The sequence below is a fragment of the Escherichia sp. MOD1-EC6021 genome (assembly GCF_002965245.1).
Lineage (GTDB): Bacteria > Pseudomonadota > Gammaproteobacteria > Enterobacterales > Enterobacteriaceae > Escherichia > Escherichia coli_F.
Genome location: NZ_PTRU01000007.1, coordinates 102,748 through 115,705, shown reverse-complemented (window position 1 = coordinate 115,705; position 12,958 = coordinate 102,748). Strand labels below are relative to the sequence as shown.

Genomic DNA, 12,958 nt, shown 5'->3' with positions numbered 1-12,958 from the left:
TTTCCCATAATATTAAACAAATAAACTCAATAAAAAATGAGCGATTTTTGACAGTCGTAGAAAATGATAATGCAGAGAATATGCCTTTTCTTTCTTGTTAATTATAAGGATATTTTATGCGCTATAATGGTTTAAATAATATGTTTTTCCCTCTTTGCCTGATTAACGATAACCACTCTGTCACAAGTCCATCACATACAAAGAAAACAAAATCAGATAATTATAGCAAACATCATAAAGACACGTTAATTGACAATAAAGCCCTCTCTCTTTTCAAAATGGATGATCATGAAAAAGTGATAGGCTTGATTCAGAAAATGAAAAGAACTTATGATACTTTACCATCAGGAAAAATCACTAAAGAAACTGACAGGAAAATTCATAAATATTTTATAGATATAGCTTTATATGCAAGTAATAAATATGACGATAGAATTACGAGAAGAGTTTACCTTAATAAAGATAAGGAAGTATCAATTAAGGTAGTGTATTTTATAAATAATGTCACTGTCCATAATAATACTATCGAAATCCCACAGACAGTAAATGGTGGTTACGATTTTTCACACCTTAGCCTGAAAGGTATCAGGATTAAAGATGAAGATTTATCCAATTCGGATTTTGCAGGTTGCAGACTACAAAATGCTATTTTCCAGGGCTGTAATATGTATCAAACGAATTTTAATTTTGCCATAATGGAAAAAATAATTTTTGATAATTGTATTCTCGATGACTCAAATTTCGCTCAGATAAAAATGACTGACGGAACTCTAAATGCATGCTCCGCTATGCATGTTGAATTCTTCAATGCAACAATGATTAGAGCTAAAATTAAAAATACCTTCCTTGACTATTCAAATTTTTATATGGCGTACATGGCTGAGGTGAATCTTTATAAAGTAATAGCGCCATATGTTAATTTATTTAGAGCCGACCTTAGTTTCTCTAAACTCGATTTAATTAACTTTGAACATGCTAATCTTTCTCGCGTCAACCTGAACAAAGCAACCCTCCAGAATATAAACTTAATTAATAGCAAACTCTTTTTTACGCGGCTGACAAATACGTTCCTCGAAATGGTTATATGTACCGATTCTAATATGGCTAATGCTAATTTTAATAATGCCAATTTAAGCAATTGCCATTTCAACTGTTCTATTTTAACAAAAGCCTGGATGTTTAATACCCGTTTCTATCGGGTTAATTTCGATGAGGCTATCGTCCAGGGAATGGGCATATCCATTCTCCGTGGGGAGGATAATATTCCCATTAATAGTGATATCCTGATAACACTACAGAAACTCTTTGAAGAGGATTGTGCCACTCATACTGGCATGTCACAAACTGAGCATAATATTCAGGAAGTGTCTATGAATACCACTGAAGATACTATGCAATACGCAGATTGAGATTAAGCCGAAGAATAGCCAATGAATTGACTTTAAAAGAGAGATACTCACGGACTTCTGACTTATTTATTTTAGAATCATGAATGTTAGCCCGAGGTAATCTGAAAAAGGTGCAAAAGATTGCACCTTTTTCAGATTACCTCCGGCCTGGTTACGTCGCTTTCGGCTTACTGATTTTCCTCAATCAACAACGCTTCAAGCAAATCGAGATCGTGCAATAATTTTTGCAGCGTTTCGTTACTGATCTCCCGCGTGGCGCGCAGGTGGTACAGTTCAGCACGTTCAGAACGCAATGCCGCCAGACGGAAGCGACGCTCAAGGTTCTCTTCCTGCACGGAACTTTCAACGTCGTTACGTCCATCGGCGCGACGACGCAGGTTACCAATGACGCGAGAACTGACCTCCGTGAGCAGCTGGTTATCGATATTCTCTTCGGTATCCGCCGCCAGACGCTCCTCCATTTTCTGGATTGCCACAATCGCCACTTCTGCCGTTGCCGCTCGCGCAATACGCTCCTCTTTCAACTGCTGCGAATGGTCTGCGACTTCAATGTGTTGCAGCAGAATGGGCAACATCACCACGCCGACAAACAGCGAAAAGAGAATGACGCCAGCCGCCAGGAACACCAACTCATAGCGCGCCGGGAAGACGTTGCCATCCGGCAAGAGTAGCGGGATAGAGAGCACACCGGCTAGTGTGATCGCCCCACGCACCCCGGCAAAAGACGCAATCAGGATTTCTCGTGTGGTCCACGAACCAAACTCCATCGGCTTCTTCTTCAGGAAACGGTTGCTGAACTTTTTCATCGTCCACAGCCAGCCAAAACGGACCAGCATCAGCGCCGCATAAATCAGAATGATATCGGTAAACAGCATCCAGATTTCGACGTTAGGGTCGATTTCTGCCGCCATCAGCGACGTCTCCAGAATACCCGGCAGCTGCAGACCTAACAGCAGGAACACCATGCCGTTAAAGACAAATTCCAGCATCGCCCAGGTGCTGTTTGCGCGCAGGCGCATTGCCAGCGGCGCACGGCGCATCACACCGGAGCGGGTGATGGTCATCCCGGCGGCAACCGCAGCGAGGATGCCGGAAACGCCAATATGTTCGGCAATCAGATAAGAAGCGAATGGCAGCAAGAACAGCAGAACAATCTGCGTCGCGGGTTCATCACCGCCCCAGCGGCTGAGGAATCGCAGCGAACGACCATACAGCCAGCTCACCACAAAACCGGCGAGAATACCGCCTATTGCCACTTTCATAAATTCCACCGTTGCACCGCCGACGGTGAAGATCATCGTCCCCATCGCCACTGCCACAGCAAACTTTAATGACACCAGGCCGGAGGCGTCATTCATCAACGCTTCGCCCTGCAAAATACCCATGATTTTTTTCGGGATGCGCCCTTCGCCAACAATACCGGAAAGCGCCACAGCATCGGTCGGAGAAAGCACCGCCGCCAGCGCAAAGGCGGGAATCAGCGGAATGCCCGGCACCACCCAGTAAATAAGGAAGCCAATGCCAACCACGGTGACCACCACCAGCGCCAGCGCGAGGCCGAAAATCTCCCGACCATGTTCGAGAAATTCACGGGTCGGCGTTTTCCAGCCATCTGCGAACAGCAACGGCGGGATAAACAAGACTAAAAAGAGTTCAGGATCAAACTCCACATGCAAACCAAACGTCGGCCACGCCAGTAGCGCACCGATGGCGATTTGCATAAGCGGAAGCGGGATCTGAAAGGGCATGACACGAGTGACCACCCCGGACAGCGAGACCACGAGGGTCATTATCAGTATGGTGAAGAAGATTTCCATGCGTTCCCTGTTTGCGATGTTTTTTATGATCTGAGAAAGGCGTTATGCCTGAATTCTCATTTTTTCAGAATATCGCAAAAGCTCACACAATGTGCGGAGAAAATAAAAACGGGCAGCCATTGCCACCCGTTTTCAGAATCTTATTAAAGCTTAGATAGCCCAACCGCCCGCATAGAAGGTCACCAGCGCCACGGCGATGACGACCGTACCGATGTTCAACTTGCGCCATTCTCCGGAAACCAGACGACCAATCACCAGAGTCGCGAAGCCGATCATGATGCCTGTTACGATGTTACAGGTCAGTACGATGAATACTGCTGTTACCAGGCCCGCCATCGCATCAACAAAATCAGCAAAGTCAATTTTCGCCACATTGCTCAGCATCAGCAGGCCAACGTACATCAGCGCCGGAGCCGTTGCGTAACCCGGAACGAGGTAAGAGAGTGGAGAGAGGAACAGAATCAGCAGGAACAACACGCCAACGGTGATAGCCGTCAGACCGGTTTTTCCGCCCGCCGCTGTACCCGCCGCAGACTCGATGTATACCGCTGCCGGTGCTGCCCCCACCAGACCAGAGAAAACACTGCTCATGGAGTCGGTGGTCAGTGCTTTCCCGCCGTCGATAATTTGCCCGTCTTTATCCAGCAGGTTTGCCTGGCCCGCGACGGCCCGGATGGTTCCGGTGGCATCGAAAACAGCAGTCATCACCAGTGCCAGCACGCTCGGCAGAACCACAGGGTTCAGCGCGCCCATAATGTCCAGGCTGCCAATCAGTGAATTGCCGTTTTCATCGCTCAATGAAGGCATGGCGAAAACGCCAGAGAAGTGGACGTTAGGATCGAAGATCAAACCGACAATTGAGATACCGATAATGGTCAGCAGAATGCCACCGGGGACTTTCAGTTTTTCCAGGCCGATGATCACAGCCAGACCTACCAGTGACATAATCACCGGGAAGGTCGCGAAATCACCCAGCGCAACAGGCAGACCATCAAGCGGGTTTTTAATCACCAGACCGACACCATTAGCAGCAATGAGCAGCAGGAAAAGACCGATACCGATCCCCGTGCCGTGCGCCACACCGTGCGGCAAGTTGCGCAAAATCCAGCTACGGATACCCGTGGCAGAAATTATCGTAAACAGCACACCCATCAGGAACACGGCACCCAGCGCGACAGGTACACTAATATGTTGCCCCAGTACCAGGCTGAATGCGGTAAACGCCGTCAGGGAGATAGCGCAACCAATCGCCAGCGGCAGATTAGCCCACAGCCCCATCACGATAGAACCGAGTCCAGCAACCAGACAGGTTGCAACGAAAACTGCCGCTGGCGGAAAGCCCGCTTTACCCAACATGCCTGGAACGACGATAACCGAGTAGACCATCGCCAGAAACGTTGTTAACCCGGCAACCACTTCCTGACGGACAGAGCTTCCACGTTGTGAAATTTTAAACCAGGCGTCGAGTGAACCGCCGGTACGCGCTGATGGCGTAGACATAAGAAAACATCCCCTGAGAGTTTAATTTTCGTCAAGATGCGTGGCGGACATTCCCCTGCCAGCGAAACGTTATCTTCCTGCTCCAGGTTTGCGACAATTTGGTGCGTCGCAAAAAAGCAAACGTTTAGCTCCGCGCATACAAAACGGATGGTAAAAAAAAGCAAACGATTATCCGGCGATCATAGCGGCTTTTTCAACCGAAGTTTGCTGCTTTTTTCTCTTTTATTGTCTTGACGATGAAAAACCAGGCAATTGATGCGCAAACGTTATCGTCGATGCGCAAGATTGCAGCGTTATCGAGCCGCATACCGTTCAGGATTGCGATAAAAAATCGTCTGAGATGACAAAAATATTGCGGCTAAAAAGCGTCCTTTTACACTGGCGAAGAAACGCCGGTGACATACAATTAAAGCATCAACACCAACCGGAACCTCCACCACGTGCTCAAATGAGGTGTGTTGACGTCGGGGGAAACCCTCCTGTGTACTAGCGGGATAGAGAGAAAGACAAAGACCGGAAAACAAACTAAAGCGCCCTTGTGGCGCTTTAGTTTTGTTCATCTTCCAGCAAGCGTGCGCCGGTACCTTCTTCTCCTAATCGGTCGCCCGGGTTACGCAACGGGCAATCACTGCGCGAAAGGCAGCCACAACCAATACATCCATCCAGTTCGTCACGCAGCGCCACTAAGGTATGAATGCGCCGATCCAACTCTTCTCGCCATTGGGACGAAAGCTGTTTCCACTCTTTCGCACTTAACGTATGCCCTTCGGGCAACACGCCAAATGCTTCACGAATGGTCGCCAGCGGAATGCCAATACGCTGAGCAATTTTGATGATTGCGACATATCGCAACACATCACGTTTATATCGCCGCTGATTGCCACTATTACGGATACTGCTAATCAACCCTTTGCTTTCATAGAAATGCAGCGCCGATACCGCCACACCGCTGCGTTTTGCCACTTCGCCGGGGGTTAGCAGCGCTTTAATGCGGGGTAATTTCTTTTCCATAAATCGCTTTACCTCAAGTTAACTTGAGGAATTATACTCCCCAACAGATGAATTAACGAACTGAACACTGAAAAGAGGCAGATTTATGTCCCATCAGAAAATTATTCAGGATCTTATCGCATGGATTGACGAGCATATTGACCAGCCGCTTAACATTGATGTCGTCGCAAAAAAATCAGGCTATTCAAAGTGGTACTTACAGCGGATGTTCCGCACGGTGACGCATCAGACACTTGGTGATTACATTCGCCAACGCCGCCTGTTGCTGGCCGCCGTTGAGTTGCGCACCACCGAGCGTCCGATTTTTGATATCGCAATGGACCTGGGTTATGTCTCGCAGCAGACCTTCTCCCGCGTTTTCCGTCGGCAGTTTGATCGCACTCCAAGCGATTATCGCCACCGCCTGTAGTTTTATTGCCCGCGCGTTAACTCCCGCGCGGGTAATTGCTCCATCCATTGCATAAACACCTGCGGCGGCATCGCCTTCGCAAAGAACCATCCCTGGCAATAGCGCACGCCGCGTTTGCGCAGCCAGTTAACCTGTTCCTCAGTTTCGACGCCTTCAGCGATCGTTTTTAACCCCAGACTGTGCGCCAGCTCGATGATGTGTTCCGCAATCAAATGACTGGTTTTATGGGTGGTCAGCGTCTCAACAAACGATTTATCGATTTTCAAAATATCGACATTCAATGATTTAAGGTTATGCAAGTTAGAGTAGCCAATACCAAAATCATCAATTGCCACTTCGTAACCAGCCTGGCGGAAAGCCAGAATAATTGGTGTCATTTTGTCGACATCAAGAAATGCATGTTCAGTCACTTCAAATTTAATTTGCTGTGGACGCACCGCGTATTGCTCTGTTTTCTGATTGGTTCGCGCTATCAACCGTGACGTATGAAAATCGGAGGCCGACAGGTTAATAGAAACATAGCGATCGGCATGTGTTGCCAGGTATGCGCCCAGATCGCGGAAGACATTATCAATAACATAATCAGTTACCTGTCCGATCATCCCCTCCTTTTCTGCCAGCGGAATAAACTCTGCCGGATTCATTACTTGCCCCTGCTCACCAGGCCAACGTAACAATGCTTCAGCCCCGATACATTTTTCTGTTTTGATATCGATTATTGGCTGGTAATAAAGGCAAAGTTGATGTTTTTCGAGGGCGCGTTGCAATTTGCGTTTGGGAGACAAATAGTTTTGTCGAATACGTAGCCAGAGTAATAGCAGAACAAGACTCCCCAAAATACCGGCGGGTAACGCAAAAATAAGATGATTATAAAAATGCGCTATAAGACGTTGATATGAAGTCGCAACAATGGCTGCAATTGGGCGTTTTGTCGAATAAACTGTCGCATATAAATAGCCATTTCTTTGTACAGTTAAATCCTTCAAATGAATCAGTGGAGAAAACGTTGCTGCCGAGGCCTCGTTGCTTAACGAGAAAAAGGTTTTCGTTACCGTATCATATACACCCCATTGCAATGTCGGATCATCAGACATCACTTCACTCCAGAAGAGAGGGTTGATGACCACCACATAATTTCCCCGCTGCATATAGGTCATTTTATAGCCAGAGAAAAAAGGCGTATCGCGGTAATAATAGATAGAAACGTTAGGTTCACGCTTATAATCGGCCGGTGCAATCGTATAGCCGTTTACAGACGCTATCAGCGATGAGCATAAAAAATGGTTATCACGGGCATAGATCAATTCATTAATATAAAGATAGCCACGAATAATATTCAACATTCGCTTTTGATGGGCTGGAGTGCAAACTTGCCCCTGATAGCGTTCAGCAGCATCGCTCACTAAATCTGCCTGGCGAATGACCAGCTCGGATTTATCCAGCGCCAGCTGAGCAAAAGTTTGGAGCTGACTATTCACTTCTGATTTTGCCCAAAGGAAGGCAATCCATAGCGACAGAATGATGGGAAAGAGAACTAAAAAGATAATGCCCGGCAACGCCAGTAATTGGTGTCGTGCACGATGACTCATTGCTATCAATTTCCTGCCTGTTTATACCCGGTCATTGCAAGGCGAGAACCCTGGTTATCGACGTCTTTAGATAAATCTTACGGTATAAATAGCACTTTTGCCTGATTTGAAATTGATACCTTTTTAATCGTCACCTGAATAAAAATAATTCATTGATATTCAAAACTAATTTCCTACAGGAATGCAGAGGCGGTGGGAAGATATACCCTTAATGCCCCTGAAAAACCACATAATCTGTACAGCAATAAAAGTCACGTCCTAATATGGCTAACAAACAATCAATTGTGATATAGTTCACAAAATTAATGAAACAAAAAGAGTGTTTCATTTTTGTGTTCTGCAAGCCCCGCGATAGCCAGAGTGTACCACGCCTCCCGTGAACAACGCCGCGCTGTCCAGGGCATCGGCTCTTTTCAGAGGAATTGTTTGATGGCTACCCTCACCACTGGCGTGGTTCTTCTTCGCTGGCAACTTCTTAGTGCCGTAATGATGTTTCTGGCCAGCACACTCAACATCCGTTTTCGCAAATCAGATTATATTGGTCTTGCGGTGATTAGCAGCGGCCTGGGCGTTGTTTCTGCCTGCTGGTTCGCTACCGGATTGCTCGGTATTACCATGATGGATATTACCGCTATCTGGCACAACATTGAGTCGGTGATGGTGGAAGCCATAAATCAGGCGCCACCTGAATGGCCAATGATTATGACCTGATGGCGGGAGTTTGTGCAGGATCCCCGGTGATTCTGCACAAACAAATGATTAAGACCTACAGTTTGATTGTAATCTGAGTTCCCACAACCCAGGCGTCGTCGATTTCACTCACCCCACCGGGATCAATCAGCAACTGCACATTGGGTCGCAATGTTAACCACGGCGTCACCACAAAACTGTAATGCAATTCTGCCGCATACTCAGCGTCTCTTACTGGCGTCCAGGCGGGATTATCATAATCATCAAGACCCTTTTTATCATTGAGCAATTGCGCCCGTCTGGCTACTTTACTGTTTTCGTGCATTTTGCTGACGCCAAAGCCAATGTAATCCTGCCCCCGACCGGAAAATGGCCCTTTATAAATAGCGCCAATTTGCGTCTGGTAATCCATTGTCGCAGTATCCCGATCATTCATCGCCAGATGCCAGAACAGAGAAAGGCCACCACGAGGAGAACGGGGATCAGCAGTCACTTGCTGGAGTAAGTAGATCCAGCCACCGTAACGCCCATCGTGAGTCGCCGGGGGACGTTGGCTCGTAACGTAGTCATCGCCTTCTGCATCCTTCAGGACGTCACTGGCTTTTGCTGTGTTATACCAGGCTCCTACTTTCCAGGCACCCGGAAGTTTATTCGCACCCAGCGTTGGTGTATACCCAAATTCCATAAGGTACATATTTCCTAATCTTCCAGTATTATCCAACTGGAAACTGCCGCTTCGCGTCGCATAATTTGGGTTATACATAAACGCGCCGGTCTGCAAATAAACTTGCGGTGTAAAATTATAACGTAACCTGGCCCCCCACTGACCAATCGGTGTGTTATACCAGACTCCCGCACCATGACCTGCCAACGAACCACAGAGGGAAAGGTTCTGGAAATAACAACCATTGTTATCGAAGTCTTCGCCAACCGGCATTAATCCTAACTTTAAATCAATCGTTTTTGCATACCATGATTGACGATACCAGAATTGCGCGGCATGCCAGGTTTGACTCCGGCCATAGTTACTGTTTACCGTCGAGCCAATCACTGGGGCTCGAGGATCCTGAATTCTGTCGCTGGTAAGATCGCGGCCGTTACGATCGATAACAGAGACTTTAAACTCTCCATCCGTGATACCCGCAATTTTTTGCAGATCAAAATCGGCACCGATAATATACTGGTCGCTATATCGCGCCGTCCGATCCTTGTTATAACCGCCTGAAATATTCGATGTCACCATCGAGCCATATTCCAGAGTAAAATCATATCCTTTGTTTTTTAACTCACTACGCACTCCATTCCAATCTCCAGCCATATATTTTCCGGTTGAGGAAAAAGGTAACTCATTGGCTAACGAACCAAATGGGAACATCAGTATCATCAGGAAAATATAATTTTCCCGTATAGAATGATCCATATTATTTATCCTTTGCAATCCGAATATAACATTCAGAGAAGCGCTACTGGCAAATATTTCTTAATGCTGGTGAAACACAGAAATTCTCTGGCAGGCCGATCCTTTCTTCCCGGTCAGTACGGCTACGGCGAAAGCTCTTCCAGTGATTTTCCCTTCGTTTCAATAGCGAACAAATAGGTAACCAGGCCGCCTATTAACGCGATGACTGCGAACACAATAAAAACAAAGCGGATCCCAAAACCAGAAACAATGAATCCCACCAGCAACGGTCCAACGGAAGAGCCAGCCCGCAACCAGGCACTGGAAAATGCCGTTCCAATCGCTCTCAGGCGAGTGGGGTATAGCTCTGCAGAGTAGAGATAAAGAGAGAAGGCAATGGTCTGGAGAATGGCATACGTCATACTACCGAAAATAAGGATTTCAATGGCAGATTTGGCTCCGAAAATACAAAGAGTCACTAACGGGATAATGGCCAGTAAATAAGCCCAGGTATACCAGCATTTTCTTCCAATACGATCGATAAGCAGTGCACAAATTACCGACGCAAAAACTCCACAGGAGGAAGTAATCCAACCATAAGCCAGACTGGTTTCCAGTGGTAAGTGAAAAAGCGTTTTATACATGGTAGGAAACCAGGTGATCATACCATTGTTCACCGTATAAACGGTCAGCCATAGTCCCCATAACATAAACGTGCGTGATTTATAGATGCCGGAAAATAGTTCTTTTACGCCACCTGCAGGTTCCTTTTGCACAACTGCAGGATTAATCACCGGCTCAGGTAATTCCATTCCTCGCTGCAGCGCTTCTTTCTCAAACGCCGCAACGACTTTCTCAGCCTGAACATGGCGACCTTTCGCTGTTAACCAGCGTGGAGACTCAGGCATTAACCAGCGTAACGGAACCGTCAATGCCGAAGGGATAAGACCTATCAAAAACATCACTTTCCAGCCGTAAAGCGGAACAAGAAAATAGCCTACAAGACCAGCAAACATCATACCGATCGGAAAAATCACCTCGTAGAGTAAAAAAAAGCGGCCACGTTTTTTTGCTCCGATAAATTCATTGATATAAGCGCTGGCAACCGGAACTTCTGCCCCTATTCCTAATCCTTGCAGGAAACGGATAACCAGAATCGACCATCCATTCCAGGCAAACAGGCAAGCGGCATCCATCGCGACGAACATCACAATGGTGATACGCAACACGCCAATGCGGCCAATTTTTTCTGCCAGAGAGCCAAAAAAGAGTGCGCCGCAGAGCTGCCCAACATAGCTTGCGGCAATGATCAGCCCGATGAAGGTTGGTGTTAATCCCCATTCCTGAGTGAGTTGCGGTAGCGCAAAAGCTATCGCGATAATGGTGTAAGCATCAAAGAATGTCGATAAACCCACCACTACACGAATAGCTAAAAGACGCCTGGTGACAGGGAGTCGTTCGAGCCTGGCAAGCAGCGTTGCGGGATCGCCTTCCCGCGGACTGGCAATAATACTTTCAGAAGTAATAACCTGAGTTGACATAGCGATATCCTGTTGATTGATTCGCAAGACAACGAACTGCGCCAAACCCAGCGGCTGGCAGCTATTCACTTGCAGTTATTTGAGAATCTATCTGCATAAAAACCATAATGAAAACGTTTCTGCAATCGTTTTCATGTATAATTATCGTCATTAGTTTCCCGGGGGATGTCAATTCGACTCAGCGAATATTTGTTAATCAGTTCACATTCCGGATATCTGCTTAGAGAAAAAATGTGATGTTGTTCTTAAAGCCATCAAGAAAGCTCGCGACAAAGATCGGATACGTACACGCTCAGGACGTAGTAAACATCCAACATTTCTTTGTACATACAAAAAATTGCCGTACCATTTTACAAGGCCAATCATTACGCACTGGCCTTTTGAATGACGGGACCTTTCAGGTAATTAATACATACGGGAGTCAGCTATGAGCCTGGAAAGCGAAGAAAAAGACCAAACAGAAAAAAAGCTGATCACCATGCGTGACGTGGCGAATGCTGCCGGGGTGAGTATTTCTACCGTTTCGCGTATCCTGGATGAAAGATTACCGCCATCTAAAAGCGCTTCTGCCGAAAAAGTACGCCAGGTCGCACGCGAATTGGGCTATCGTCGGGATTATGTTGCCTCCAGTCTCCGTCGCGGCGGCACCGGGACACTTGGTGTATTAGTTCCACGCCTGACTGATGCAGTTACTGCAATGTTGTTTGAAGAAATCGCTAAAGCAGCGTCGCATCGTGGTTACTTCGCAGTGGTCGCGACTTGTGGAGACGATCCCCAGCAAGAGCGAGAATCTGTAGAATCACTTCTCGACAGGCGGGTCGACGGCTTGATTATGTCAACCTGTCGCCTCGGCGATCCCCTACCGCAAACTTTGCGTGAAAGGGATATTCCCCATGTGCTCGCCCTGCGTACTGATGGTGTTAGCCCATCATCCATCGGCGATGATGAACTGGGTGGTTACCTTGCTACTCGCCATCTTATTGATTTAGGACATAAAAACATCGGTTTGATAGGTGGCCCGGATTTTGCCTCAAATGCGCTTAATCGCCGTAAAGGTTTTGAAAAGGCAATGCGCGAAGCCGGACTAACTATACAGCCGCAATGGTGCTGTTCATCAGACTTTAACATCCAGTCGGGAGAAGAAGCAGGGATGAAACTCCTCAGAACGACTCCTGCTCCAACCGCTATTTTTGCGGTAAATGACGAAATAGCGATTGGTGTGGTTGCTGCCGCTCACCATTTGGGGATAACAATCGGCCAAGAGTTGTCGTTAGTGGGTTATAACGACATTCCTCTGGTCAGCCGACTTCCTGTGGCGCTCACTTCCGTAAGAACGCCGCTAGAGCATATCGCCAGTAATGCTGTGGACATGTTGATTAATGCCGACAGTGGCCGCTCTTTGCGTACAACCATACCGACTTTAATACCAAGAAAATCAACGAGTTCACCCAAGTAAAGCCTGTCTTTCATTTGCTGCAAAACCCGGGGTTTTGCAGCAAATGAAGAACATTAAAATTCTTATATTCCTTCCCTGATTTTGTGATCCCTGCTGCATTTTTCAACAACTGTTGATTGACAACCTCATTCATCAGG

At 46.9% G+C, this 12,958-nt stretch carries 10 protein-coding genes; 4 read left to right on the top strand and 6 right to left on the bottom strand.

Annotation, left to right across the window (positions count from 1 at the left end; translation table 11 throughout):
- Positions 1–116: 116 nt before the first annotated feature.
- Positions 117–1,409, top strand: coding sequence for a pentapeptide repeat-containing protein (locus tag BEB54_RS10570; RefSeq protein ID WP_032304298.1), 1,293 nt, complete (start codon positions 117–119; stop codon positions 1,407–1,409).
- Positions 1,410–1,576: 167 nt separating this feature from the next.
- Here the strand turns inward: BEB54_RS10570 and BEB54_RS10565 are convergent, their stop codons facing one another.
- The 3 genes from BEB54_RS10565 to soxR form a co-directional block, all read right to left on the bottom strand.
- The gene (locus BEB54_RS10565; protein ID WP_000402207.1) at positions 1,577–3,226 is read right to left on the bottom strand and encodes a Na+/H+ antiporter; all 1,650 of its coding nucleotides are present in this window, start codon (positions 3,224–3,226) and stop codon (positions 1,577–1,579) included.
- Positions 3,227–3,376: 150 nt separating this feature from the next.
- A complete protein-coding gene (gene ghxP, locus BEB54_RS10560; RefSeq protein ID WP_000106863.1) occupies positions 3,377–4,726 on the bottom strand; it encodes a guanine/hypoxanthine transporter GhxP in 1,350 nt (449 codons plus the stop codon).
- A gap of 546 nt (positions 4,727–5,272) precedes the next feature.
- Positions 5,273–5,737: a redox-sensitive transcriptional activator SoxR gene (soxR, locus tag BEB54_RS10540; protein ID WP_000412424.1), complete on the bottom strand. Its 465-nt coding sequence runs from the start codon at positions 5,735–5,737 to the stop codon at positions 5,273–5,275.
- An 85-nt stretch (positions 5,738–5,822) separates the two neighbouring features.
- Here soxR and soxS point away from each other — a divergent pair, with 85 nt between their 5' ends.
- Positions 5,823–6,146, top strand: a complete 324-nt coding sequence (gene soxS / locus BEB54_RS10535) for a superoxide response transcriptional regulator SoxS (protein WP_000019358.1) — start codon at positions 5,823–5,825, stop codon at positions 6,144–6,146.
- A gap of 2 nt (positions 6,147–6,148) precedes the next feature.
- Here soxS and pdeC read toward each other — a convergent pair whose 3' ends face one another.
- Positions 6,149–7,735 (bottom strand): c-di-GMP phosphodiesterase PdeC, encoded by a 1,587-nt coding sequence (pdeC, locus tag BEB54_RS10530; RefSeq protein ID WP_105277332.1) that lies wholly within the window; start codon positions 7,733–7,735, stop codon positions 6,149–6,151.
- A gap of 429 nt (positions 7,736–8,164) precedes the next feature.
- Here pdeC and BEB54_RS10520 point away from each other — a divergent pair, with 429 nt between their 5' ends.
- On the top strand, positions 8,165–8,446 hold the full coding sequence (locus tag BEB54_RS10520; protein ID WP_001346558.1) for a YjcB family protein: 282 nt from the start codon (positions 8,165–8,167) through the stop codon (positions 8,444–8,446).
- Between the two features lie 55 nt (positions 8,447–8,501).
- Here BEB54_RS10520 and BEB54_RS10515 read toward each other — a convergent pair whose 3' ends face one another.
- Positions 8,502–9,845 (bottom strand): carbohydrate porin, encoded by a 1,344-nt coding sequence (locus BEB54_RS10515; protein WP_105277331.1) that lies wholly within the window; start codon positions 9,843–9,845, stop codon positions 8,502–8,504.
- A gap of 122 nt (positions 9,846–9,967) precedes the next feature.
- The gene (locus tag BEB54_RS10510; RefSeq protein WP_000107353.1) at positions 9,968–11,365 is read right to left on the bottom strand and encodes an MFS transporter; all 1,398 of its coding nucleotides are present in this window, start codon (positions 11,363–11,365) and stop codon (positions 9,968–9,970) included.
- 427 nt (positions 11,366–11,792) lie between these two features.
- Between BEB54_RS10510 and BEB54_RS10500 the strand changes: the two genes are divergently transcribed.
- Complete coding sequence (locus BEB54_RS10500) at positions 11,793–12,821, top strand: LacI family DNA-binding transcriptional regulator (protein WP_000051319.1); 1,029 nt, start codon at positions 11,793–11,795, stop codon at positions 12,819–12,821.
- Positions 12,822–12,958 lie beyond the last annotated feature (137 nt).